23 protein-coding genes are annotated in these 24,151 nt (G+C 45.4%); 15 read left to right on the top strand and 8 right to left on the bottom strand.

Translation table 11 applies throughout. From position 1 onward, the window contains the following. Positions 1–4: 4 nt before the first annotated feature. From ACY652_RS01685 to eno, 5 genes are all read left to right on the top strand, one after another. Positions 5–220, top strand: coding sequence for a hypervirulence associated TUDOR domain-containing protein (locus ACY652_RS01685; RefSeq protein WP_462266191.1), 216 nt, complete (start codon positions 5–7; stop codon positions 218–220). 260 nt (positions 221–480) lie between these two features. Beyond that, positions 481–1,245, top strand: a complete 765-nt coding sequence (locus ACY652_RS01690; protein ID WP_462266192.1) for an ABC transporter ATP-binding protein — start codon at positions 481–483, stop codon at positions 1,243–1,245. A 134-nt stretch (positions 1,246–1,379) separates the two neighbouring features. Then, positions 1,380–2,486 carry an ABC transporter permease gene (locus ACY652_RS01695; protein WP_462266193.1) on the top strand — a complete coding sequence of 369 codons (1,107 nt, stop codon included), beginning with the start codon at positions 1,380–1,382 and terminating at the stop codon, positions 2,484–2,486. Positions 2,487–2,553: 67 nt separating this feature from the next. Further along, positions 2,554–3,279 (top strand): DUF2490 domain-containing protein, encoded by a 726-nt coding sequence (locus ACY652_RS01700; RefSeq protein ID WP_462266194.1) that lies wholly within the window; start codon positions 2,554–2,556, stop codon positions 3,277–3,279. A 155-nt stretch (positions 3,280–3,434) separates the two neighbouring features. After that, positions 3,435–4,739 (top strand): phosphopyruvate hydratase, encoded by a 1,305-nt coding sequence (gene eno / locus ACY652_RS01705; RefSeq protein ID WP_462266195.1) that lies wholly within the window; start codon positions 3,435–3,437, stop codon positions 4,737–4,739. Between the two features lie 249 nt (positions 4,740–4,988). Here the strand turns inward: eno and hppD are convergent, their stop codons facing one another. Together hppD and ACY652_RS01715 are read right to left on the bottom strand one after the other, a co-directional pair. Continuing rightward, positions 4,989–6,119 (bottom strand): 4-hydroxyphenylpyruvate dioxygenase, encoded by a 1,131-nt coding sequence (gene hppD, locus ACY652_RS01710; RefSeq protein WP_462266196.1) that lies wholly within the window; start codon positions 6,117–6,119, stop codon positions 4,989–4,991. 119 nt (positions 6,120–6,238) lie between these two features. Continuing rightward, positions 6,239–7,402 carry a homogentisate 1,2-dioxygenase gene (locus ACY652_RS01715; RefSeq protein ID WP_462266197.1) on the bottom strand — a complete coding sequence of 388 codons (1,164 nt, stop codon included), beginning with the start codon at positions 7,400–7,402 and terminating at the stop codon, positions 6,239–6,241. Positions 7,403–7,728: 326 nt separating this feature from the next. On the opposite strand from ACY652_RS01715, the gene ACY652_RS01720 reads away from it, so the two are divergent. From ACY652_RS01720 to ACY652_RS01730, 3 genes are all read left to right on the top strand, one after another. Further along, positions 7,729–8,724 carry a fumarylacetoacetate hydrolase family protein gene (locus ACY652_RS01720; protein ID WP_462266198.1) on the top strand — a complete coding sequence of 332 codons (996 nt, stop codon included), beginning with the start codon at positions 7,729–7,731 and terminating at the stop codon, positions 8,722–8,724. Positions 8,725–8,832: 108 nt separating this feature from the next. Next, a complete protein-coding gene (gene fmt / locus ACY652_RS01725; protein ID WP_462266199.1) occupies positions 8,833–9,750 on the top strand; it encodes a methionyl-tRNA formyltransferase in 918 nt (305 codons plus the stop codon). Positions 9,751–9,923: 173 nt separating this feature from the next. Next, positions 9,924–10,721, top strand: coding sequence for a DUF3050 domain-containing protein (locus ACY652_RS01730; RefSeq protein ID WP_462266200.1), 798 nt, complete (start codon positions 9,924–9,926; stop codon positions 10,719–10,721). 122 nt (positions 10,722–10,843) lie between these two features. Here the strand turns inward: ACY652_RS01730 and ACY652_RS01735 are convergent, their stop codons facing one another. Both ACY652_RS01735 and ACY652_RS01740 read right to left on the bottom strand, forming a co-directional pair. Beyond that, a complete protein-coding gene (locus ACY652_RS01735; protein ID WP_462266201.1) occupies positions 10,844–11,677 on the bottom strand; it encodes an aminotransferase class IV in 834 nt (277 codons plus the stop codon). 21 nt (positions 11,678–11,698) lie between these two features. Then, positions 11,699–12,742 carry an RluA family pseudouridine synthase gene (locus ACY652_RS01740; protein ID WP_462266202.1) on the bottom strand — a complete coding sequence of 348 codons (1,044 nt, stop codon included), beginning with the start codon at positions 12,740–12,742 and terminating at the stop codon, positions 11,699–11,701. A 44-nt stretch (positions 12,743–12,786) separates the two neighbouring features. Between ACY652_RS01740 and ACY652_RS01745 the strand changes: the two genes are divergently transcribed. The 3 genes from ACY652_RS01745 to ACY652_RS01755 all read left to right on the top strand — a co-directional run bounded on the left by ACY652_RS01745 (position 12,787) and on the right by ACY652_RS01755 (position 15,818). Further along, positions 12,787–13,674: a 1-aminocyclopropane-1-carboxylate deaminase/D-cysteine desulfhydrase gene (locus tag ACY652_RS01745; RefSeq protein ID WP_462266203.1), complete on the top strand. Its 888-nt coding sequence runs from the start codon at positions 12,787–12,789 to the stop codon at positions 13,672–13,674. Between the two features lie 193 nt (positions 13,675–13,867). Beyond that, positions 13,868–15,199 carry an L-lysine 6-transaminase gene (lat, locus tag ACY652_RS01750; RefSeq protein WP_462266205.1) on the top strand — a complete coding sequence of 444 codons (1,332 nt, stop codon included), beginning with the start codon at positions 13,868–13,870 and terminating at the stop codon, positions 15,197–15,199. 193 nt (positions 15,200–15,392) lie between these two features. Beyond that, positions 15,393–15,818 carry a hypothetical protein gene (locus tag ACY652_RS01755; protein ID WP_462266206.1) on the top strand — a complete coding sequence of 142 codons (426 nt, stop codon included), beginning with the start codon at positions 15,393–15,395 and terminating at the stop codon, positions 15,816–15,818. A gap of 36 nt (positions 15,819–15,854) precedes the next feature. On the opposite strand, the gene bshB1 is transcribed toward ACY652_RS01755, so the two are convergent. From bshB1 to ACY652_RS01770, 3 genes are read right to left on the bottom strand one after another with little or no spacing between them, the layout of a single operon-like run. Further along, positions 15,855–16,574, bottom strand: a complete 720-nt coding sequence (bshB1, locus tag ACY652_RS01760) for a bacillithiol biosynthesis deacetylase BshB1 (protein ID WP_462268204.1) — start codon at positions 16,572–16,574, stop codon at positions 15,855–15,857. 26 nt (positions 16,575–16,600) lie between these two features. Beyond that, complete coding sequence (locus ACY652_RS01765; protein WP_462266208.1) at positions 16,601–17,101, bottom strand: glutathione peroxidase; 501 nt, start codon at positions 17,099–17,101, stop codon at positions 16,601–16,603. 3 nt (positions 17,102–17,104) lie between these two features. Next, positions 17,105–17,716, bottom strand: coding sequence for a DUF4294 domain-containing protein (locus tag ACY652_RS01770; protein ID WP_462266209.1), 612 nt, complete (start codon positions 17,714–17,716; stop codon positions 17,105–17,107). A 106-nt stretch (positions 17,717–17,822) separates the two neighbouring features. On the opposite strand from ACY652_RS01770, the gene ACY652_RS01775 reads away from it, so the two are divergent. The 4 genes from ACY652_RS01775 to ACY652_RS01790 all read left to right on the top strand — a co-directional run bounded on the left by ACY652_RS01775 (position 17,823) and on the right by ACY652_RS01790 (position 23,415). Continuing rightward, positions 17,823–20,051, top strand: a complete 2,229-nt coding sequence (locus tag ACY652_RS01775; RefSeq protein WP_462266210.1) for a RelA/SpoT family protein — start codon at positions 17,823–17,825, stop codon at positions 20,049–20,051. 147 nt (positions 20,052–20,198) lie between these two features. Then, positions 20,199–20,666 carry a Fur family transcriptional regulator gene (locus ACY652_RS01780; RefSeq protein ID WP_462266211.1) on the top strand — a complete coding sequence of 156 codons (468 nt, stop codon included), beginning with the start codon at positions 20,199–20,201 and terminating at the stop codon, positions 20,664–20,666. A gap of 43 nt (positions 20,667–20,709) precedes the next feature. After that, positions 20,710–21,987 carry an adenylosuccinate synthase gene (locus ACY652_RS01785; protein WP_462266212.1) on the top strand — a complete coding sequence of 426 codons (1,278 nt, stop codon included), beginning with the start codon at positions 20,710–20,712 and terminating at the stop codon, positions 21,985–21,987. A 159-nt stretch (positions 21,988–22,146) separates the two neighbouring features. Then, positions 22,147–23,415 (top strand): anthranilate synthase component I family protein, encoded by a 1,269-nt coding sequence (locus tag ACY652_RS01790; protein ID WP_462266214.1) that lies wholly within the window; start codon positions 22,147–22,149, stop codon positions 23,413–23,415. Here the strand turns inward: ACY652_RS01790 and ACY652_RS01795 are convergent. After that, entirely contained in the window at positions 23,372–24,121 is a 750-nt protein-coding gene (locus tag ACY652_RS01795) for a YqjF family protein (RefSeq protein WP_462266215.1), read from the bottom strand. The genes ACY652_RS01790 and ACY652_RS01795 overlap by 44 nt on opposite strands. Positions 24,122–24,151: the final 30 nt, after the last annotated feature.

Below are 24,151 nucleotides of genomic sequence, written 5' to 3' on the forward strand. Positions count from 1 at the left end.
CATTATGAAAAAGGGAGATACCGTTCACTGGAACTGGGGCAAATCAGAAGCCGAAGGTAAAGTTGAAGCTAAACACACCGAGCCGGTAAAAAAGACCATTAAAGGCAGCGAAGTAAAACGCAATGCCAGTAAAGATGAGCCTGCCTATGAAATTAAACAGGCTAACGGCAGCAAGGTTATCAAGTCGGAAAGTGAGCTGACCAAAGGTTCAAAAAAATAGCTTACCCACAATAAACCACTCGTCATTTCGACCGCAGGGAGAAATCTTCTACAAGCGGTTAATCACAAAGCTATTCTATACGCGTCATTGCGAGGTACGAAGCAATCCTCAATTTACAGAGCTGTCTTGCATGTTGAGGATTGCTTCGTACCTTGCAATGACGCGCTTTGTTATGATTTTGAAACAGCTTTCACCATATATTTTATTGTTTTTACCAGTAACCTGCTAAAAATATCAAACCCATCACCGACTTTTACGGTATGGCAAACTCCCCTATCATCAAAGTTGAAAACCTGGTAAAGCAGTATGGCAATTTTACTGCGGTAAATGATATCAGCTTTGAGGTATTTGAAGGCGAAATTTTTGGCCTGTTAGGCCCCAATGGTGCAGGCAAAACCACTACGCTGGAAATCATTGAAACCCTGCGCGACAAAACCTCTGGACAAGTAACGGTCGACGGGTTTTCGGTTGACCGGGAGGCTTCTAAAATTAAACAGCGCATCGGCGTGCAACTACAGGCGGCCGGCTACTACCCTAACCTTAACCTTACCGAACTGCTGGTGCTGTTTTCGGGCTTGTATGGCGTAAAGATCGATCCGCTGGAGATGCTGGACAAGGTGAGTCTGCGCGATAAGCAGAAGGCTAAGTTCAAGGAACTATCCGGCGGTCAAAAACAGCGGTTTTCTATTGCCACTACATTAATTAACAACCCGCGCATTATTTTTTTGGATGAACCCACCACCGGGCTCGACCCGCAGGCCCGCCGTAACCTTTGGGAGTTGATACAAAACATCCGCAGCACTGGCACCACCATCGTTATCACCACCCATTATATGGACGAGGCTGAAATTTTATGCGACCGGGTGGCCTTTGTGGATGGTGGCCGCATTATCGGCATCGATACGCCCGACCACTTTATTGACGAACTGGTAGCCTCTGGCTTTGAGCGGCCCAAGCAGATGAAACAGGCCAATCTGGAAGATGTATTTATCGCCAAAACCGGTAAAGAGTTAAGGGCAGGATGATTTTTAGAGTCAGGAATTAGGATTCAGGAGTTAAGAATTGAGGACTGAGAAATAAGAAACAAGATTGCCGTCAAGCACTTTGACATGCCGAAGAAGCTATAAGCATTATATTCCCCTAATGAACCATTGAACCAATGAACAATACTCCTACCAAACCTTACAGTAACTTAAACGCCACACTGGCTATTGCCAAAGCCAGTTTCCGGTCTATTATCCGCAGTCCGTCGGCAGTGGTATTTACGCTGGCTTTCCCGCTTATCTTTATATTGGTTTTCGGCTTTATTGGTGGCGGCGGTGTTACTGTTGATGTAGCCGTAGCTAAAGGCAGCGATACCATCAATCCGGTTTACCAGGCGCTAAAAAGCACCAGCGTAATCAGGCTCATCCCTACAAAAAACACCGCAGAAACAGAAGCCAATTTAAAAAAGGGAAGTATTGATGCCATCATCAGCATCCGTAAAAATACTGCCCAGCCGCCGTTTACCGTAAATATAGATTACAGCAAGGCTTCGCTGGAAAAAGGCAACATCCTGAAATCCATACTCAATAATATTTTCTATCAAATTAACACCCGGCTGCATGGTGCGCTCCCGCCGGTGGCCGAACTGAAAGAAACCACCGTAAGCGGCCGCGAGTATAAAACCATTGATTTTATCTTACCGGGCCAACTGGGTTTTTCCTTGTTGAGCACAGGCGTGTTCGGCACGGCCTTTGTATTCCTCAGTTTGCGCCAAACGCTGGTGATCAAGCGTTTTTTCGCCACGCCGGTTAAGCGTTATAGCATTGTAATAGGTGAAGCGCTGGCGCGGATTGTATTCTCCCTACTGGGTGCGCTGTTCATTATTTTGATTGGTCATTTCGCGTTTGGCTTTACCCTGATACATGGGGTAACCACGGTGCTCAACCTGCTGGTGTTGTGCGCCATCGGCGTTATTGTGTTTATGGGCTTTGGTTTTGTGGTGTCGGGCCTGGCCAAAAACGAAAGCACAGTACCGCCCATTTCCAATATTATTACGCTGCCGCAGTTCCTGCTTTCAGGTACCTTCTTTTCCATCAATGCCTTCCCTAAATGGTTACAGCCCATCAGCCGGGAATTGCCGCTTACTTATCTTAATGATGCCATGCGTAAGGTATCGTTTGAAGGTGCAAGCCTGCTCGATTTAGGTCAGCAACTATTGGTAATGGCAATATGGGGCATCATCATATATTCCATTGCCGTAAAAACGTTTAAATGGGAGTAAGTTAAGCCTGCATCAACAAAATATTTATATTTGAGCCAATGTTAACATTTACTTAACATTAGCTTTTATGTTTCGTATAGCACTAACATTTATTCTGATTTCTGTTTGCTGCCTTTTTACTCATGCACAAAACTCCAGAACCGGTACCTGGGGGTTGGTCACTGTTACCTTACCCAGCGATACCAATCACCGCTGGGGTGGTTATACCGAAGTGCAAACCCGTACCAATACCCTGTTCAACCAGTTTTTTTATTACGAAGTAAAGGGAGGTGTAAGCTACGCCATCAGGAACAATCTTGTTGCTTTATTGGGTACCGGCCGTTATACCACCTATGCTTACGGCCATGTATCCAACGGCCCTACCACTACCGAAACACGCTTGTGGGAACAGTTGGTATTAAACGAAAGCTGGAACCGCTTCAAATTTGAAAACCGTGTGCGCATTGAACAGCGTTTTCTGAATGCAGGTTACCGCAACCGGTTCAGGTACCGTCTTAATTTGATTACGCCGCTTAACCATAGTACGCTGGCACCCAAAACCCTGTTTACTTCAGTCTATGATGAGGTGTTCTTTAATAATGATGATCCTAACTTTGAGCGTAACCGCATATCGGGGACTTTAGGCTATAAGTTTGATAAGTCGCTAAGTTTTCAGGTGGGCTGGATCAACCAGTATAATCATTTTGATTTGAACCCGAGCGGCAACAAAAACAACCTGCTGCTGATTGTGCAGTATCAAATCAACCGTAAGAAGAACGATACCCGCCAGTTCCTGCCTACCATAAAAGACTAACGCATGTAAACCAATTGGTTTTAAGGTTGTAGTACACATACAACCGTAGCGTTAACATCACTTAAATGGCATTTTAACATACAATTTAAGTTTTTGCGCTATCTTAGCCGCGTTTAATCACTTAGCTACAATTTACCAAAAATTCATAGAACAACATGAGCTTGATTATTGATGTACATGCCCGCCAGATATTAGACTCGCGCGGTAACCCTACCATTGAGGTGGATGTATTAACTGAAAATGGCGCATTAGGCCGCGCAGCCGTACCTTCGGGCGCTTCAACCGGTGCACATGAGGCTGTAGAACTGCGCGACAATGATAAGAGCAAGTACATGGGTAAAGGCGTATTAAACGCCGTAGCCAATGTAAATGATAAACTGGCCAAAGAACTGAACGGCATGGACGTTTTTGACCAGAACGGCATCGACAAGCTGATGATTGAGATTGATGGTACCGCTAACAAAGGTAATATTGGCGCCAACGCCATTTTAGGCGTATCATTGGCAGTAGCCAAAGCTGCTGCACAGGAAAGCCGCCAACCCTTATACCGTTACGTTGGCGGTGTAAATGCCAACACGCTGCCCATCCCGATGATGAATATCATTAACGGCGGCTCACACTCTGATGCTCCTATCGCTTTTCAGGAATTTATGATTATGCCGGTAGGCGCTCCTTCTTTCTCCGAAGCTTTGCGCTGGGGAAGTGAAGTATTTCATAACCTGAAGAAGATTTTGCATGACCGTGGCCTGTCAACCGCTGTGGGTGACGAAGGCGGTTTTGCACCAACCTTTGAAGGTACCGAAGATGCAGCCGAAACTATTTTAAGCGCTATTGAAAAAGCCGGTTACAAACCTGGCGTAGAAATTTGCTTAGCCCTGGATTGTGCAGCCTCTGAATTTTTTGTAGACGGCAAATACGATTATACTAAGTTTGAAGGTGATAAAGGTGCGGTACGTAACAGTGCCGAGCAGGTAGATTACCTGGCCCAGTTAGCCGAGAAATACCCGATTATTTCTATTGAGGACGGCATGGCTGAGGACGACTGGGATGGCTGGAAGCTGTTAACCGACCGTTTGGGCGACAGAATTCAACTGGTAGGCGACGATTTATTTGTTACCAATACCGAGCGCCTGCAGGAAGGTATTGATAAAGGTATTGCCAACTCTATACTGGTAAAAGTAAACCAGATTGGTTCTTTAACCGAAACTATCAATGCTGTATCGCTGGCACAAACGCATGGTTACACTTCGGTAATGAGCCACCGTTCTGGTGAAACCGAGGACAGCACCATTGCGGATTTAGCCGTTGCGCTGAACTGCGGCCAGATCAAAACCGGCTCTATCTCACGTTCAGACCGGATTGCAAAATACAACCAGTTACTGCGCATTGAAGAAGAATTAGGTGTGAACGCCAAATTCATCGGTAAGAATTTTAAGTTTTTCAAGAACAGACAAGCGTAAGCTTTACTGCACTATATAAACACAAAAGGCCTAATCTAAGATTAGGCCTTTTGTGTTTATATAGTGCAGTCGCGACAATTAATCGCCAAACATTCTCCGCACGTCATTGCGAGGAACGAAGCAATCCTCGATTTACATAGCCGCTTTGCATATCGAGGATTGCTTCGTTCCTCGCAATGACGCGTGAAGAGTAACTTTGTAAGTAGATGTCACTGCGCTCAGAATGACATGTTTTTATTTTAATTTCATTTACAAATTTCCCCTCAACTCCTGCTCTCGCTCGATAGCCTCGAATAGTGCCTTAAAGTTACCGGCACCAAAAGAACGGGCGCCTTTGCGCTGGATAATTTCAAAGAATACCGTCGGGCGGTCTTCCAGTGGCTTGGTGAAAATCTGCAGCAGGTAGCCTTCCTCATCACGGTCAACCAAAATGCCCAGCTTCTTCAGCGGCTCCAGGTCTTCGTCAATATGGCCTACGCGGTCTACCAGGTCATCATAATAAGTGGTAGGCACCGTTAAAAATTCTACACCGCGACTTTGCAATTCGGTTACCGTATGTACAATATCTTTAGTGGCTAAAGCCAAATGCTGCACCCCTTCACCCTCGTAAAACTCTAAATATTCCTCAATCTGCGATTTCTTCTTACCCTCGGCCGGCTCATTGATCGGAAATTTCACATAGCCGTTGCCGTTGCTCATTACCTTGCTCATCAGCGCTGAATACTCGGTAGAAATGGTTTTATCATCAAAAGTGAGGATATTACGGAAGCCCATCGTATCAGCATAAAAATCAACCCAGTGGTTCATCTGGTTCCAACCCACATTACCTACACAGTGATCCACATATAACAATCCTGCCGGGGCTGGGTTATAAGTGGATTCCAATTTTTTGTAACCAGGTAAAAACGGACCGCTGTAATTTTTGCGTTCCACAAAAAGATGTACCGTATCACCATATAGTTTGATACCGCTGGTACGTACTTCGCCGTGCTCGTCGGTTAACGTTTGCGGCTGCTGGTACGCTTCAGCGCCACGCTGTGTGGTTTGAGTAAAAGCGTCGTAAGCATCGTCTACCCAAATGGCCAGCACCTTTACGCCGTCACCATGCTTTTTGATATGCTCGGCAATCGGGCTGTCTGAATGTAATGGTGTAGTTAATACCAGCCGTATCTTATCCTGCATCAGCACATAGGATGCCCGGTCGCGCACCCCAGTCTCGGGGCCGGCATACGCCAGGCTCTGAAAGCCGAACGCCGTTTTATAAAAATGGGCTGCCTGCTTGGCGTTGCCTACGTAAAATTCAACATAATCGGTGCCGTTTAGCGGCAAAAAATCGTTGACTGTCGCAGCTTGTTGTTTTTCTATGGTTAATGTTTCCATGATACCTCTCCCTAACCCTCTCCAAAGGAGAGGGAACTTTTAATTTGTATTTTATTTTTTAAAGCTCAATTCTTGTTTAATATAAAGATGACTGATACCATCCTTCCCTTTCGGGGAGGTTAGGAGGGGTCGCTCCAGCTTTTATAATAATTGGCATCTTCAATTGCCAGTGCTTCTTCTGTCAGCATCAGCGGCCTGAACGGGTCAATCATAACCGCCAGCTCCTGTGTATCCTCTTTACCGATGGATTTTTCTACCGAACCGGGATGGGGGCCATGCGGTATGCCGCCGGGATGCAGGGTGATCTGCCCTTTCACTACATTTTTACGGCTCATAAAATCGCCGTCTACATAGTATAACACCTCATCGCTATCTACATTGCTGTGGTTATAAGGAGCAGGGATAGCAAGCGGATGATAGTCAAACTTACGCGGCACAAAGGAGCAGATCACAAAGTTATGCCCCTCAAAAGTTTGGTGCACCGGCGGCGGTTGATGCACACGGCCGGTGATGGGTTCAAAATCGTGGATGGAAAATGCCCAGGGGTAGTGCAAGCCGTCCCAACCGATAAAATCAAACGGATGGGTACCATAAGTGTAAGGATAAATAAGCCCCTGCTTTTTAATCAGCACCTTGAAATCGCCATATTCGTCGTGGGTTTCCAAATCAGTGGGCCGTTTAATGTCGCGCTCGCAATACGGCGAATGCTCCATCAGTTGCCCGAATTGGTTACGGTAACGCTTAGGCGTGCGTATTGGGCTAAAGCTTTCTACAATAAACAGCCGGTTTTGCTCCGTATCAAATTCTAACTGGTAAATGGTACCGCGCGGAATGATCAGGTAATCGCCATAGGCAAATTTAATTTTACCAAAGCCGGATTTTAAGGTGCCTGAGCCTTCATGAATAAAAATCACCTCATCGGCCTGGCTGTTCTTGTAAAAGTAATCCGTCATGGAATGGCGCGGGGCGGCAAGTGAAATATGCAGATCATCATTTACCAGTACCGGCTTGCGGCTCTCCAAATAATCATCGGCAGGCGGCACGTTAAAACCAACCAGGCTGGTGTGTTTCAAATGCTTGGCGCGGGCAATCTTGGGTTCAACCGAATACGGCTCGCCCAACTCCTTTACAATGGTAGGCGGGTGGGCATGATAGACCAGTGAGTACATGCTCGAAAAGCCCTCGGTAGAAACCAGTTCTTCGGCATATAAACTGCCGTCGGGTTTACGAAATTGCGTATGCCGCTTGTGCGGAATCTGGCCCAGTTGATGATAAACAGGCATGTGCTAAGTTAATGAAGGAATGAAAGATGAGTGAATGATAGAATAAGGAACGGTCTACCTGAAAACCGGCATACCGTAAATCAAGGCCGTTAACCGCCTTTTATTTAAGCGAGAATGGAATACTGTGCCAGCACAATTTTTGACAACATCTTGTACCTGAACAGGGCGATAACGCTCATGGCAGATAATTGATATTGTAAACTCTTGTGTGGCACAGTAAGTAAGTTTATAATTGGCTAAACGAAGTTAGAGAATACAAAATTACTATGCAAGCATATTATTTTATTTTTAATTAATAGTTTTGAATACATCAATTATTGCCTGCTATGAAACTTGTTTCCTACCAAAATGATGGCACTGAACATCTTGGCCTGTATATCAACAATCACATCTATAACCTGCATACCTGCGACAGGTTGATACCCGACCAGATGAACGCCTTTTTGTGGGGTAGCGATGAACTGATGGAACGGGCCATAAAAGTTAATGAAGCCATTAAAAGCGGTCAGCTAACAGCAAAAGAGGAAGTTTTTTATGAACTGCTGGCGCCGGTTCCCCACCCTGCCTCCTGCCGCGATGCTTATGCCTTCAGGCAGCATGTGGCTACCTCGCGCCGCAACCGCGGGCTGGAGATGATACCGGAGTTTGACCAGTACCCTGTATTCTATTTTACCAACCACAATGCCGTACAGGGGCCGGGCGAAGTACATTGCATGCCCGATCATTTCCAAAAACTGGATTTTGAACTGGAAGTAGCCGTTGTGCTCAGCAAAAAAGCCCGCAATATAAAAGCTGCCGAGGCTGACAGCCTGATTGCCGGGTATATGATTATGAATGACATGAGCGCCCGCACCCTGCAAATGGAAGAAATGCTGCTGAATTTAGGGCCGGCTAAAGGCAAGGATTTTTCGACCGTAATTGGCCCCTGGCTGGTTACGCCTGATGAACTGGAGCCTTACAAAACTGAAGCGAAACCCGGCCATACAGGTAATTGCTATAACCTGCAAATGCGGTGCAAGGTAAACGGCATTGAAGTATCAGCCGGTAACCTGGCAGATATGGGCTGGACCTTTGCCGAGATTATTGAACGCTGCGCTTATGGCTGCGACGTATTGCCCGGCGATGTCATAGGATCAGGCACGGTAGGCACCGGTTGTTTTCTGGAACTGAACGGTACCGGCTTGCTTAACGATAAAGAGTACCAGCCGCAATGGTTGCAACCCGGCGATTTGGTAGAAATGGAAGTAACCGGGCTGGGCACTTTAAGTTCGGTTATGGTAAAGGCCAACAGCGATTTGTCCCTGCTTAACTTAAAGAAATGAGCGCTTAGCTGTTGATGATTTTACCAACCGGCACTAAACAATAATGCCTAATTTTGTATAGTGATAGCGCATTAAACAATATCACTTTATACTTACATCTACCCCTTTATGAGAATCATTTTTATGGGCACGCCTGCCTTTGCCGTAGCTTCTCTGGAAGCGCTTATTGAATCTGGTGCCAATGTGGTGGCCGTGGTTACAGCACCCGATAAACCGGCTGGCCGCGGGCAAAGACTCAATGAATCTGCGGTAAAGCAGTATTCCGTTATCCATAATATACCCGTATTACAACCTGAAAAATTAAAGAACGAAGACTTTTTAAAGGAACTGAAAAGCTATCAGGCCGATTTGCAAGTGGTGGTCGCCTTCCGGATGCTGCCCGAAGTGGTTTGGCAAATGCCGGTTAAGGGCACCATCAACCTGCATGCCTCGCTGCTACCGCAATACCGCGGAGCCGCCCCTATTAACTGGGCCATCATCAATGGGGAGAAAGAAAGCGGCGTAACTACCTTCTTTTTAAAGCAGGAAATCGATACCGGTGATATTTTATTTGTTGAGAAAGTATCCATAACGGATGAGGTAACCGCCGGCGAGTACCACGACCGCCTGATGCACAAGGGTGCCGGCCTGCTGGTAAAAACTGTAAAAGCTATTGAAAGCGGCCGCTACACCGAACAGCCGCAAGGGCAATTAGCTGAAGGCATTACGCTAAAACATGCGCCCAAAATCTACAAAGATGATTGTCGCGTTGACTGGCAGCAGTCTGCCGATAAGATTTATAATTTGATTAGGGGATTAAGCCCCTACCCTGCGGCTTTTACGGAACTGAACGGTAAAACGCTGAAAATCTTCAAAACTACAAAAGAAGATACTAAACCCAATGTGCAGCCCGGCGATTATCTAACCGATAACAAAACTTACCTGAAGTTTGCCTGCGCTGATGGTTGCATCAGCCTGACCGACATACAACTGGAAGGTAAAAAACGGATGGGTATTGAAGAGTTTTTACGTGGCGTAAAGCTTTGAGGGAGTGAGTCAAGAATCAAGAGCCAAGAATCAGGAATCAGGATTTTTTAACTATAATTTTTATCATGATTCTTGGCTCTTGATTCCTGATTCTAACTCTATCTTCAATCCGGTGTTCACCAAAATTCGTTTATGTAATGTAAGTTTACATTTCAATTAGCAACAACGTGTATATGGCAGAGATAAATTCAAGAATTGAAACGCTGAAGAAAGATATTGAGCCTTTGCGGCAACAGTTGGTGCATCATGAGTTGTATAAGCATATTCATACCCTTACAGATTTAAATATATTTACCCAGCATCATGTTTTTGCAGTGTGGGATTTCATGTCGCTGCTAAAAGCGCTTCAGCAAACATTAACCTGCACCCATACGCCCTGGATGCCAGTAGGCAATGCCAACACCCGCTATTTGATCAATGAAATTGTAACCGGTGAGGAAAGCGATATTGACGAAGCCGGCAACCGCACCAGCCATTTTGAACTGTACCTGCGCGCCATGCAGCAGGCAGGTGCCGAGGCCAGTTATATTGATGCCCTGTTTGCTGAATTGAACAACGGCAAAAAAATAAATGAGGCGCTTAACGCTGCCGACATTCCTGTAGCCGCCCGCTATTTTGTACAGCATACCTTTGATGTGATTGCGCTGAACCAACCGCATATTCTATCTGCCGTATTCACCTTTGGCCGCGAGGATTTGATTCCGGACATGTTCATCAGTATCGTTAAAGAACTAAGCGGGCAGTTGCCCGGTAAGGTAGATATTTTATTATGGTACCTGGAACGCCATATCGAGGTAGACGGCGATCACCATTCACAATTAGCCTACCAGATGACGGCTGAACTGTGCGGCGAGGACGCCACCCGCTGGCAGGAAGCTACGGTTGCGGTTAAAGCGGCCCTGCAATCGCGCATTGATTTATGGAATGGAATTTTGCAGGCGATTAAAACGCCGGATGGTGTTTTAGTATGAGCTAAAAAAAATGAAAATCTAATATTGTCATTGCGAGGAACTAAGCAATCCCGTCGTATACAGGGCAAACAAGCATAACTACGAGATTGCTTCGTTCCTCGCAATGACAAAAAGAAAGTACTCTACAATTTATTTAACTCATCTACCAGCATCTTACTGGTCTTATTGAAATACCGCTTAATACCAGAGCCTATCACCCATTGGATACCCTTAGTGGCATTGGTTAAAAAAACCTCTTCGGCCTGATTGAGTATTTCGGGATTTATCTGTGCTTCAGTTACCGGTATGCTGTGCTTAAGGGCCAGTTGAATAACCACCTGCCGCATTACACCGGCAATACAGCCTTCACTCAGGGCTGGTGTATACAGATGCCCCTGGTACAGTACAAATACATTTGAGCTTAATGCCTCGCATAAAAAACCGTTCTGATTAAGGATAAATACATCATCGGCCCGGCTTTGGGTTTTAAACAACCCTGCCATCACATAAATAAGCGAATTGCAGGTTTTAAGGTTAGAGAGATAATTAAGCGGCTTAACCAACTCAGTGAATACATCCATAATCAGCCCGCGGTTATTAAATGTATACTGGTTGTGCGCATCGGGTTGTAACTCCAGGCACCAGCCGGCCTTATTAAAATCTGGCGTGTACAGGCCGCCTGCATCACGGTAAACAGTTAAACGCAGCCGCCCATGCTTGGCTTTGTTCATAATGGCAATCTCTTCCGCTTTTTCCTTCAGATAATAATCATCAAACAGGCTGAAATTTTCCAGTTTAAGCGCACGCATACCCTGTTGCAGGCGGTCGGCATGCAGGTTGGCAAATTTGAGTTGCCCGTTCATGAGCCGCATACTTTCAAACAAGCCGTCGCCATACCTGAAGGCGCGGTTGGTTATATCCAGCAGCGGCGTATTATTAGGTATTAAATCGCCATTAAAGTTGATAAATGCAGGCATACAAAAGCTGTAAACAATTTTTCAGGCGTTTTGCTCACTGTTGGCTGCAATATATTTACGCCATTTTTGCAATACGCTGTCAAAATCGGCAGGTAAAGGCGCTTCAAAATTCAGGCGCTTACGTTGTGTGGGATGCACAAAGCCCAGTGTACGCGCATGCAGGGCCTGCCGCGGCATCAGTTCAAAACAGTTTTCTACAAACTGTTTGTACTTACTAAAGGTGGTTCCCTTTACAATTTTATCACCGCCGTAAGTAGCATCACTAAACAGCGGATGCCCAATGTGCTTCATGTGCGCCCTGATCTGGTGCGTGCGGCCGGTTTCCAGCTGGCATTCAATTAATGTAGTATACCCAAAGCGTTCCAATACTTTATAGTGGGTAACCGACCATTTACCTTTTTCGGCATCATCATAAATGGCCATTACCCGGCGGTCGTTAACGCTGCGGCCAATGTAGCCGGTTACGGTGCCGTCCTGTTCCAAATCGCCCCAAACCAGCGCCAGGTACTGGCGGGTAATGGTATGCTCATAAAACTGCCGGGCCAGCCAGGTCATGGCCCGCTCGTTCTTGCTGATGAGCAGCAGGCCCGAAGTATCCTTATCTATCCGGTGCACCAAACCCGGTCGGCCGTCGTTACCCGGCAGCGTGGGTAATTGCTGAAAATGGTAAACCAGGCCGTTTACCAATGTGCCGGTATAATTATTATACCCCGGATGCACCACCATACCGGCCGGTTTATTGATCACCAGCACATCATCGTCTTCGTACACAATATCCAGCGGTATGTTTTCGGGGTAAACTTCGGTATCGCGTGGCGGGTGCGGCAATACTACCGAAATAACATCTAAAGGTTTTACCTTGTAGCTGGCCTTAATGGCTTTATCGTTTACCAGCACATTGCCCAGATCAATGGCATTCTGGATGCGGTTACGTGAGGCATTTTCCACCCTGTGCATCAAAAATTTATCAATGCGCAGCAGCGACTGCCCTTTATCTACCACAATGCGCAGATGCTCGTATAAGTCCTGCTCTTCGGGTTCTGGTAATTCGGCTTCGGATATCATTGCTGCAAAATTAAGTTTTTACGCTTAGCAATGTACATTTGTATATGCCCATAAATCTGGAGATTTTTAGCCCCGTACAGCAGCTTCACAATACCATATTTGACGAAGCCCGGATACAGGTAGACATTAAGCGGGATGATCTGATCCACCCGCTGGTATCAGGCAATAAATGGCGAAAACTAAAATATGTATTGCAGAAAGCACAAACCGAAGGCAAACGCCATCTGATTACTTTTGGCGGGGCCTACTCCAATCACTTGCTGGCCACAGCATCAGCAGCAGCGCAGTTTGGTTTTAGGGCTACAGCATTTGTACGTGGCGAGGAAGTGCAGAACAGCACCTTGTTTTTGTGCAAGCTGCACGGCATGCAACTGCTGTTTACCAGCCGCGAAAGCTACCGCGATAAGATGGCCTTATTTCACCAGTTCTTCGGAAACGATAATGATGCTTTTTTTATTGACGAAGGCGGCGCATCCCCGGAAGCGGCACAAGGCTGCGCTGAATTAATAGGTGAACTTGCCCAAACCTATGATTATATTTTTTGCGCATGTGGTACCGGCACTACCGCAGCGGGCTTAATTAATGGTATTCACCAAACCGGGCTAAATGCTAAATTTGAAGGGGTACCTGTATTTAAGAACGGCGGCTTTTTGCGAAACGACATTAACCGCTTTTTAACCAGCCCGCCTGCTTATAACTTACATACCGGTTATCACTTTGGCGGCTATGCCAGAACCACACCCGAACTTATGGGCTTTATTCAACAATTTGTGGCCGCTACCGGTATTGTTATCGAACCGCTATATACCGGCAAGATGCTGTATGCCTTGTATGAACTGGCCCGCTCCGGATATTTCAAGCCTGATAGCCGCATTCTTGCCATTCATACAGGTGGTGTAATTGGCTTACTTGGTATGCAGCACAAATTTTAGTTTAGAACATGTTTAGCTTCAAAACAAGCATATTTTATTTAGTCAAAGTGTAACACATTTTAAAAAATTGTTGCTCTGGTATTCAAAAAGCAGGTTTAAACAGTTTAAACCTGCTTTTCCGTTTTAAATCAAAAAGTGCTTTTTCCGTTCAGTATGAGCGCATTTTGGTAAATTTGATTAAATCGTTTTACCTATGCAGCGTTCTGAAATTATACCAGCCGATGTTCAATCAACATTAAAAAAACACACCATAGCCGATGGTTTCGACCTTGTTTTCGACATGGAAAAAAGCCGGGGTGTGCATATCTATGATTCCCTCCACAAGCGTACCCTGCTCGACTTTTTTACCTGCTTCGCTTCAGTACCGCTTGGCTATAACCACCCAAAGATGCTGGAGGATGAGCAGTTTAAGCAGGATCTCATGCTGGCTGCATTAACCAATCCTTCCAACTCCGATATTTATACCACACAGTACGCCCGCTTCGTAGAAACATTCAGCCGTATAGGCATACCGGATTATCTGCCTCATGCCTTCTTCATCGCCGGCGGCGGTTTAGCTATTGAGAATGCTTTAAAGGCGGCAATGGACTGGAAAGTACAAAAGAACTTTGCTAAAGGTTACAAGCAGGAAAAAGGGTTTAAGGTACTGCATTTCGAAAAAGCATTTCATGGCCGCACCGGGTACACGTTGAGTTTAACCAATACGCTCCCTGTAAAAACCAAGTGGTTTGCCAAATTCGACTGGCCGAGGGTATCTCATCCTACTGTACATTTTCCGCTTACGGATGAGCGCATGGAAGAGTTACAGCAGCGTGAGGCAAAATCAATCTCGGAGATTAAAAAAGCTTTTCAAGATAACCCGGATGATATCTGTGCCATAATTATCGAACCCATACAGGCAGAAGGCGGCGATAACCATGTACGCAGAGAGTTTATGGAGCAATTACGCCAACTGGCTGATGAATATGAGGCGCTGCTGATTTATGATGAAGTACAAACCGGGGTTGGATTAAGCGGTAAGTTCTGGTGCTTTGAGCATTTTGGCGATAAGGCCCGGCCTGATATGATTGCGTTTGGAAAAAAGATGCAGGTATGCGGCATACTGGCCGGCCGGCGCCTGGAAGAAAACCCGGATAACGTATTTACTGTATCTTCTCGCATTAACTCTACCTGGGGAGGTAGTTTGGTAGATATGATACGGTCAGCAAAAATTATGGAAATTATAGAAGAAGATAATTTATGCGCAAATGCAGCAGAAACAGGCAATTATTTGCAAACCGAATTAAAGAAGCTGGCTGATCAGTCCCCTATGATCAGTAATGTTAGAGGGATAGGATTGCTTACTGCATTCGATTTTGAAAATACCGGGCAGCGTAACCACTTTATAAATCAGGGCTTAACATTAAATACGATGTTTTTAGGGTGCAGCAGTTGTACCATTCGTTTCAGGCCCGCACTCATCATGCAAAAACCTGATATAGATAATGGCCTCGATGTTGTTAATCACATACTAAAAAGTATGTAATAATATCACTATAGATACGTCTATATTATCGTTTTAAGAGAATTATACATCAACAAGATACTAATACTGGCTTTATGCGTTAAATGTTGATATTAACTCCATATTTAACTTTATTAGCCACTGGCAAAGTTTATGTTTTACGGTTCAGTTATCAATTCCCTTTAAACAATATATTAATATCTACTTTTTTGAGATGAGTAAACATAGCGAGAAATTGAAAAAACAACTTCTTGAAGTTTCTGAAATTATTAATGCATTTCAGTCTGAAGCAGTGCAGGTGAGGCTGATTGACCGCCTTTTGGATAACATGGTGGAGTGGGATACAGACGCAAATGACACGCCTAAAAGAATTCACTCGCTTAAAAATTATAACGAAGAAGATGCCCGCAACTCTAAAAAAATGGGTGCCACCAAAGTACTGAACCAGTTATTAAATACGGATTTCTTCGATCAGCCACATTCTATTGCAGGTATTGCAGAATATTGCAAAGCGCATTTTAACACCGAGTTTAAAACTTCTGAGCTATCGGGTATCCTGCTTAAACTTGCCAATGAAAACAAACTGGTAAGAGAGCGCAGTAATGATAGTAATCGCTTTGAATATGTAAAAGCCTCCTGATACAAACAAGCCCTGCTTTTGGCAGGGCTTGTTTGTTTACCTCAAACTAAATAAATCATCTACACCCAATACTTTACGGCAGGTAAATCCTTCGGCATAAGTGGCCTGTATGGACCGGCCCATCTCGCGTGCACGGGCTTCGGTGTTTACAAAAAAATCTGACGAGGAGATGTATGTTTCCGGATCGCCTTTCCAGTCGGGATTGTGAAACTGCGAAGCATACGCCTTTATACTGGCCATTTTGATATCCCAGTATTCGGTAACATCCACCACAAAATCGGGCCGGATCAGCATATCCTGTATGAAATGGAACAACTGCTTAGGCCGCCATTCCTGCTGGGGTTCAGCATCGTCAAAAGTCTGTATTTTGCGTAAGCCGGATAAGAATACCGCCGTTTGCACCAAATCGCTGGCGCGGCCATGGTCGGGGTGGCGGTCATGGTAAGCATTGGTAATTACAATTTCGGGCTGATACCTGCGTATGGCCTCAATCACCTTTAACTGATGCGCTTCTGTATTCTGAAAAAAGCCATCAGGTAAACCTAAGTTTTCGCGTATGGTTAAGCCTAATATGCTTGCAGCGGCACCGGCTTCACTATCTCTTATCTCTGCCGAGCCCCTTGTACCCAGTTCGCCCCGGGTTAAATCTACCACTCCGGCCTTTTTTCCCATCGCTATATGCTTCAGCAAAGTGCCGGCGCAGCCCAGCTCCGCATCATCGGGATGTACGGCCAGTACCAAAATATCTAACTTAATCATACGTATCGGGTTGATGCAAAAAACTAATCAGCAGCAAGTAACCGCTCAATATTCTTCCTTACTTTAGAAGATGTAGGCCTGGTAAAAGGATAATAGAACTCTGCTACGTGCCCTGCTTTATCAATCAGGTATTTATGAAAATTCCAGCGGGGTTGTGAAGACAGCTTGCCGTTCAATTTTTTGTCAGCCAGAAACTTAAACAGCGGATGCACGTACGGCCCGCGTACCCTGATTTTATTGAACACCGGAAAATGCGCTCCAAAGTTGATGGTACAAAAAGTACCTATGGCACTGCCTTCCAATGGTTCCTGCGCACCAAAATCATTCGTCGGGAAAGCCAGAATTTCAAAATTCTGCCCTTTAAATTCATTTCGCAGGGCTTCCAGTTCTTTAAGTTGCGGAGTAAAGCCGCATTGTGAGGCGGTATTAACGATGAGAAGAACTTTATCTTTAAATTCGTTTAAACTAATTTCTTCACCATTCAGCCTTTTAACGCTGAACTGGTAAATACTGCTATCGTCCATTTACTAATTATTATAAGAATAATAACCTGCGTTGCGCAGGATGTTTTCAATATCGTGGTCCTGGTCGCTGTTGTAGGTTTCCTTTAAATTGTGGCCAAAGATACGCGCTACAGATTGAAACATAAAGGCGTGAAAAGTGCCTTTAATCTCCTTGGCCATATCATAGCTGGTGGTACCGGTTTCGCGGCTTACCAGCTTGATCAGAATTTCACCCTGTGTAATGGTTAAATCCTTTATTTTATTGTTAAAAAGGGTTTTAATTTCATTTTCGCACTGCTTCATCATCTCCTTCTGCTGTTTTTTATCTGCAGTGGTAGCCAGATCACGCTGCAGCTGGCGGTAGCGGTTACCGGCAAATTTGGCATAAGGCATTACCTTATAAACATTGTATTTCAAACGGTTGTAGGCTTGCCGGTCGGCATCTGATTTAAATATACGGGAATCCCTGATGTTAATCTCACGGCCTACTATCCAGGGCACCAGTTCGCCATCCAGTTCTGTAAGGTATGTCTTAATGGTGTCATTCTTGCCCATTTTAGGGCGCGGCAGCTGGCTTTGTGCGTTTACAACGCCAAAACAGCAGCATAGCAATAGCATAAGACCAATAATTTTCATATTTTTACTTATACAAAAGTAGTGTAATTTATTGCGTATCTGCAACACCTGTTAATTTTATTATTTACAAATTACATTCGGCTACTTTCGAGTTAACCCACTGTACATGAAAGAGTTAGTGATTGATCTGGAAACAGAAAAGAATGAAATATTAAGACGCTACCGCGGCCTGCTGCGCGCCTGTAAATCAACCTTGCAGAAGGGCGATAAAAGGATGATACGCAAGGCTTTTGAAATGGCGCTGGAAAGCCATAAAGATATGCGCCGCAAATCGGGCGAACCCTATATATACCATCCTATTGCCGTAGCAAAAATTGCCGCTGAAGAAATTGGTTTGGGTACCACTTCTATTGTATGTGCCCTGCTGCATGATGTGGTGGAAGACACCGAAGTAACACTGGAAGACATTGAGCGCGAGTTTGGCAAAAAGGTAGCCAAAATTATCGACGGGTTAACCAAGATATCAGGCGTATTTGATACCAACAGCTCATTGCAGGCCGAAAACTTCCGTAAAATGCTGCTTACGCTGGCTGATGATGTGCGGGTGATACTCATCAAGCTGGCCGACCGCCTGCATAACATGCGCACCATGGAGTTTATGCCGCGCGATAAACAATTAAAGCTTTCATCCGAAACGGTATACCTGTATGCGCCACTGGCACATCGGTTAGGCTTATATACAATTAAATCCGAGCTTGAAGACCTTTCCATGAAATACATGGAGCGGGAAACCTACCAATTCATTAAAAACAAGTTAAACGAAAAGAAAGCCGAGCGGGAACGTTTTATTGCTGATTTCATCAGCCCGATTAAAAGAACGCTGGAGAGCCAGGGCCTGCATGCCGACATATTTGGCCGGCCTAAATCTATCCATTCCATCTGGAATAAGATGAAAAAGAAGGCCATACCTTTTGAAGAAGTGTATGACTTGTTTGCCATCCGCATAATACTGGACAGCCTGCCGGAGCAGGAAAAATCTGATTGCTGGAAAGCCTATTCCATTATTACCGACCAGTACCGGCCCAATCCTGACCGCCTGCGCGACTGGGTATCATCGCCCAAAGTAAACGGCTACGAATCTTTGCATACTACCGTAATGGGGCCGCGCGGCCAGTGGGTAGAAGTGCAGATACGCACCACCCGCATGAACGAGATTGCGGAGAAAGGTTTTGCTGCACACTGGAAATACAAGGAAGCTTCTAACGATAGCGGACTTGACCAGTGGGTACACAAGATACGTGAGATGCTGAAGAACCCTGACTCCAACGCGCTGGAGTTTCTGGATGATTTTAAGATGAACCTGTTTGCAGATGAGATCTTCATCTTCACGCCGAAAGGCGCCCTCATTCAATTGCCGTTTAATGCTACTGCCTTAGATTTTGCATTTGAAATACACTCTGATGTTGGCGCCAGTTGTATCGGCGCTAAAGTAAACCATAAACTGGTACCGCTGAACACCAAACTGCAAAACGGCGATCAGGTGGAAATCATCACCTCCAGCAAGCAAACTCCCAAAGAGGACTGGCTTAGCTTTGTGGTTACTGCCAAGGCGAAATCTAAAATTAAATCAGCCCTTAAAGAGGAGAAGCGTAAAATAGCGGAAGATGGCAAGGAGATACTGGAGCGCAAATTAAAATCTTTAAAAATCACTTATAACTCTGAAAATATACAGAAGCTGAGTTACTATTTTAAGCTATCCTCAACACAGGATTTATTCTTTAATGTAGCTAAGGGACTCATTGACCTGAGAGACCTGAAAGAATACCTGGCTACCGAGAAGCAGGTTGAAAATAAGCCGCAGGAGCGCATTGATCAGGATCAGGTAAAAAACCTGATACGTAATATTAAAGCTAAAGACAGCGACATGCTGCTGATTGGCGAGGATATGCAAAAAATTGATTATAAGCTGGCTACCTGCTGCAACCCTATACCGGGCGATGATGTATTCGGTTTTATTACGGTGAACGAGGGCATCAAGATACACCGCACCAACTGCCCTAATGCGGCCAAATTGATGGCTAATTACGGTTACCGCATTGTAAAAGCCCGCTGGACCAATCAGCATGAGCTGGCCTTTCTGACCGGCCTGCGCATTACAGGTATTGATGATGTGGGTTTAATTAACAAGTTAACTACGGTAATCAGTCATGATTTTAAAGTAAACATGCGCTCTATTACGGTAGACAGCGACAATGGTATCTTTGAAGGCACCATCATGGTCTATGTAAATGATACTGAACACCTGGATAACCTCATTAAACGGCTGAAGCAGGTGAAAGGTGTAACCGGCGTTACCCGTTTCGATTCGGCCGCACCGGTGGAGAAAGCGTCTTAAATAGAAGCAAGAAACAAGAGTCAGGAGTCAAGACTTTATCATTTTCAACATTTTGCCTTGGTTCTTGACCCTTGATTCCTGTCTCTTCAGCCACAACGCTTGTTTCTTGCCTCTAACATACCTACCTTTGAACTTTAATAACCACTTATGCCTCAACAGGAAACCATTGGTATGGTAAAAAAGATTTTCGAGGCCTACCTCGAAAATAAAAGCCTGCGTAAAACGCCCGAGCGCTTTGCCATCCTGGAAGAAATTTACTCCCGTAACGACCATTTTGATGTGGAATCATTATACATCCACATGAAAAATAAAAAATACCGGGTGAGCCGCGCTACGGTATACAACACGCTGGAACTATTGGTATCATGCGATTTGGTAACCAAGCACCAGTTCGGCAAGAACATGGCCCAGTTTGAGAAATCATACGGCTATAAGCAGCATGACCATATTATTTGCCTGGATTGTGGCCGCGTAGTGGAATTTTGCGACCCGCGCATACAGCAGATACAAAGCATGATGGGCGATTTACTGAAATTTGAAATTAAGCACCACTCCCTTAATCTTTATGGCAACTGTACCAAATTAAAAGAAGGTTTCTGCGACAGAAAATTATAGCTTTGCCCTCTTCAATTGTATACATATTCACAACTTAACATAAATGGCTGTTGATGTTTTATTAGGCCTGCAGTGGGGCGACGAGGGCAAAGGAAAAATAGTTGACGTACTGAGCGCAGATTATGACCTGATTGCCCGCTACCAGGGCGGCCCCAATGCCGGGCACACTTTAGAGTTTGACGGCAAGAAATTCGTACTGAACACCATCCCTTCCGGTATATTTTTCGAGAATACACTGAACCTGATTGGCAACGGTGTAGTAATTGACCCTATTACCTTAAAAAAGGAACTGGATAAATTAAAAGATGCAGGTCATGATCTGCTGGCTAAAAAGAACCTGATCATTGCCAAAAAGGCTCACCTGATTCTGCCTACGCACCAGTTGCTTGACGCCGCCTCTGAAAAGAAAATGGGCGAAGGCAAAATTGGCTCAACGCTAAAAGGTATTGGCCCTACATACATGGACAAAACCGGCCGCAACGGTCTGCGAATCGGCGATATCACCATGCCCGATTTTGCAGCGCGTTACCAAAAGCTGGTGGACAAACACACTTACATGTTGCAATCGCTGTATGGCGAGGTGGCCGACTTCAGTGAGCGCGAACAGGCGTTTTTTAAAGCGATAGAATTAATCAAACAGTTCCCGCTGGTAGATTCGGAACACCTGGTAAATGATTATCTGAGGCAAGGTAAGAAGATACTGGCCGAAGGTGCACAAGGTGCCATGCTGGATGTGGATTTTGGCTCTTATCCCTTTGTTACTTCTTCTAATACTACCGCAGCAGGTGCCTGTACCGGTCTGGGGGTTGCCCCGCGGCAAATTGGTGAGGTGATTGGTATCTTTAAAGCCTATTGCACCCGCGTTGGCGGCGGACCCTTCCCCACCGAACTGGAAGAGGAAACCGGCGAAGAACTGCGCCGCATCGGTCATGAGTTTGGTGCCACCACCGGCAGGCCGCGCCGTACCGGCTGGATAGATTTGCCTGCCTTAAAATATGCCATCATGCTGAATGGCGTTACCCAACTGGTAATGACCAAGGCAGACGTGCTAAGCGGCTTTGAAAAGATTTACGCCTGCACACATTACAATTACAACGGCGAGGTAATTGATTACATGCCTTACGATATTTGCGCCATACAGCCTCAACCGGTACTGAAAGAAATTGAGGGCTGGCACGAGGATATTACCGGCATTACTGAATTAAACCAGATTCCGGTTATGCTGCAATCCTACATTCACTTCTTGGAAGAACAATTAGGCATACCGGTAAAATATCTTTCTGTTGGCCCTGACCGTAAGCAGACTTTGGTATTGAATTAAGATATAATACCTTCTTTTCAGCCCCATAGGTCATTTCGACCGTAGGAAGAAATCTTCTGCCGTAAATCTATCGTCTGAAGAATATTTCTCCCTACGGTCGAAATGACAATTTTGCTTGTGTAGAAACTTTTTTCAGCTGATATTTTGTTGTCTTAATTCATGGTTATTCAGCACGATGATATTACGCTTTTTAAACAGCAAGCTTTAGCGTGGGCGGCTCAGTTTGAAGTGTGCTGCTGCCTGAATTCAAACGGCTTTACAGACGCTTACCATCAATTTGATTTTCTAATTGCCGCCGGCGAAAAGGCTGCTGTGAAAGCAACAGCAGGAACTGCTTTTTCCGAACTGAAAACTTTCAGGGCCGCACACTCCGGCTGGATGACCGGCTTTCTTACTTACGATTTAAAAAATGAAGCAGAGAAACTAACCTCTGCCAATGCTGACTACCTGCACTTTCCAGGTTTATATTTCTTTGTGCCGCAGCATTTGATTACAGTGCGCGGGAATAAAATCGAAATACATTCGCCGGATGAAGAAGATATGTTACAGCAAATACAACAGCAATTTACAGTAAAACAAGTTGATATAGTTCCTCCACTGGTAAAGGCGAGATTAAGCAAGGAGGCGTATGTTGATAAAGTGCACCAGATACAAGCCCATATTGGCCGGGGCGATATTTATGTAACCAACTTTTGCCAGGAATTTTATGCTGAAGGTTGCCGGATCGATCCGCTGCAAACCTGGCAGGAACTGAATCGTATTTCACCTAATCCCTTCGCCTGCTTTTTCAAATACCACCAGCAATATATCATGGGCGCTTCGCCCGAGCGTTATTTGGCTAAGCGAGGCCATCAGCTCATCTCGCAACCCATAAAAGGCACCGCACCGCGCAGTGAAGGCAATGATGAAGCTGTAAAGCATCAATTAAGGCAGCACCCCAAAGAGCAACAGGAAAACGTAATGATTGTAGATTTGGTGCGTAATGATCTTACCCGATGCGCCGCCCCAGGCAGCGTTCAGGTAAAGGAACTGTTTGGCGTTTACAGCTTTACACAGGTACACCAAATGATTTCTACAGTTACGGCACAACTTGCGGCTGGTTGTGACGAGATTGATGTACTGAAAAGCACTTTCCCGATGGGCAGCATGACCGGTGCGCCCAAAGTAAGCGCCATGCAGCTGATGGAAAATTATGAGGTAAGCAAACGCGGCATATACTCCGGTGCAGTAGGTTATTTTGCCCCGGATGGAAATTTTGATTTTAACGTGGTGATACGGACACTGCTTTACAATACACAAAACGGATACCTGTCTTTCCATACCGGCAGCGCCATAACTTTCGATGCCGATGCGGAGCGAGAGTATGAAGAATGCCTGCTAAAGGCTAAAGCAATACTACAGGTGCTGGGCGTTTCAAATTTCCCTTAATCCGGACGGCTACTACCGAACCCTGCGCAAAAAAGGCAGAGTAAGGCGCCACACTCAGATACGGCACAAACTCAGTGCCGTACATGGCGGCAATATCAGCTTCAAAAACCGGGTTTCTTACTTCATTAATTCGCCAGGATGTATGCTCTACCGCATACTCAACCGTTTGCGTATCGTTTATCCGGTTATAGCCCCAGTAATGCTCAAATATGAATTCTTCAGGGCTGCCCGGCTCCATAGGAACAGAATGGCCGGATACGGCAGCACCCAGTGTGTGCCAATTACCGTTCATCTTCCATTCGTACCTGTAATCGCTGTAACCCTGCAATGCCGAAGCCGTAACCGAATGCCGCATCGGCAACGCCCGGTAGTGTTCGTTGTATAAATTATTGGCGATAACGGATATAATGGGCTTCGGTACAATTTCGCTGATGAACACAGCGCCGCGCTTCCATGTATTGCCATCATAATATCGAACATAAAAGCGCAGGTTCACCTCTTCAAAGCTGACATGAAAGGGCCACTTGATACCCAGCACCTTTGTATTGTTAAACATGAAGCCGACCATGCTCACCAGTGCTTTACCCTGCCATAAATCCAGTTCGGTAAAAGCAGGCAAGTAAGGCCGCAGTATCCGGGGGTCAACCTCATAATTAAGCATCAGCAAGTTATTCCACTCTGCTTCCAAAAACCTGCGGTTTGCCATGCGGTAAACTTAAACTAAAAATCCTGCCGG

The organism is Mucilaginibacter sp., assembly GCF_965200995.1.
Lineage (GTDB): Bacteria > Bacteroidota > Bacteroidia > Sphingobacteriales > Sphingobacteriaceae > Mucilaginibacter.

What these genes read in the sequence shown, in the direction of transcription:
- ACY652_RS01685 (WP_462266191.1), top strand. Translation starts at nt 5, where the DNA reads ATGAAAAAGGGAGATACCGTTCACTGGAACTGGGGCAAATCAGAAGCC.
- ACY652_RS01690 (WP_462266192.1), top strand. Translation starts at nt 481, where the DNA reads ATGGCAAACTCCCCTATCATCAAAGTTGAAAACCTGGTAAAGCAGTAT.
- ACY652_RS01695 (WP_462266193.1), top strand. Translation starts at nt 1,380, where the DNA reads ATGAACAATACTCCTACCAAACCTTACAGTAACTTAAACGCCACACTG.
- ACY652_RS01700 (WP_462266194.1), top strand. Translation starts at nt 2,554, where the DNA reads ATGTTTCGTATAGCACTAACATTTATTCTGATTTCTGTTTGCTGCCTT.
- eno (WP_462266195.1), top strand. Translation starts at nt 3,435, where the DNA reads ATGAGCTTGATTATTGATGTACATGCCCGCCAGATATTAGACTCGCGC.
- hppD (WP_462266196.1), bottom strand. Translation starts at nt 6,119, where the DNA reads ATGGAAACATTAACCATAGAAAAACAACAAGCTGCGACAGTCAACGAT.
- ACY652_RS01715 (WP_462266197.1), bottom strand. Translation starts at nt 7,402, where the DNA reads ATGCCTGTTTATCATCAACTGGGCCAGATTCCGCACAAGCGGCATACG.
- ACY652_RS01720 (WP_462266198.1), top strand. Translation starts at nt 7,729, where the DNA reads ATGAAACTTGTTTCCTACCAAAATGATGGCACTGAACATCTTGGCCTG.
- fmt (WP_462266199.1), top strand. Translation starts at nt 8,833, where the DNA reads ATGAGAATCATTTTTATGGGCACGCCTGCCTTTGCCGTAGCTTCTCTG.
- ACY652_RS01730 (WP_462266200.1), top strand. Translation starts at nt 9,924, where the DNA reads ATGGCAGAGATAAATTCAAGAATTGAAACGCTGAAGAAAGATATTGAG.
- ACY652_RS01735 (WP_462266201.1), bottom strand. Translation starts at nt 11,677, where the DNA reads ATGCCTGCATTTATCAACTTTAATGGCGATTTAATACCTAATAATACG.
- ACY652_RS01740 (WP_462266202.1), bottom strand. Translation starts at nt 12,742, where the DNA reads ATGATATCCGAAGCCGAATTACCAGAACCCGAAGAGCAGGACTTATAC.
- ACY652_RS01745 (WP_462266203.1), top strand. Translation starts at nt 12,787, where the DNA reads ATGCCCATAAATCTGGAGATTTTTAGCCCCGTACAGCAGCTTCACAAT.
- lat (WP_462266205.1), top strand. Translation starts at nt 13,868, where the DNA reads ATGCAGCGTTCTGAAATTATACCAGCCGATGTTCAATCAACATTAAAA.
- ACY652_RS01755 (WP_462266206.1), top strand. Translation starts at nt 15,393, where the DNA reads ATGAGTAAACATAGCGAGAAATTGAAAAAACAACTTCTTGAAGTTTCT.
- ACY652_RS01765 (WP_462266208.1), bottom strand. Translation starts at nt 17,101, where the DNA reads ATGGACGATAGCAGTATTTACCAGTTCAGCGTTAAAAGGCTGAATGGT.
- ACY652_RS01770 (WP_462266209.1), bottom strand. Translation starts at nt 17,716, where the DNA reads ATGAAAATTATTGGTCTTATGCTATTGCTATGCTGCTGTTTTGGCGTT.
- ACY652_RS01775 (WP_462266210.1), top strand. Translation starts at nt 17,823, where the DNA reads ATGAAAGAGTTAGTGATTGATCTGGAAACAGAAAAGAATGAAATATTA.
- ACY652_RS01780 (WP_462266211.1), top strand. Translation starts at nt 20,199, where the DNA reads ATGCCTCAACAGGAAACCATTGGTATGGTAAAAAAGATTTTCGAGGCC.
- ACY652_RS01785 (WP_462266212.1), top strand. Translation starts at nt 20,710, where the DNA reads ATGGCTGTTGATGTTTTATTAGGCCTGCAGTGGGGCGACGAGGGCAAA.
- ACY652_RS01790 (WP_462266214.1), top strand. Translation starts at nt 22,147, where the DNA reads ATGGTTATTCAGCACGATGATATTACGCTTTTTAAACAGCAAGCTTTA.
- ACY652_RS01795 (WP_462266215.1), bottom strand. Translation starts at nt 24,121, where the DNA reads ATGGCAAACCGCAGGTTTTTGGAAGCAGAGTGGAATAACTTGCTGATG.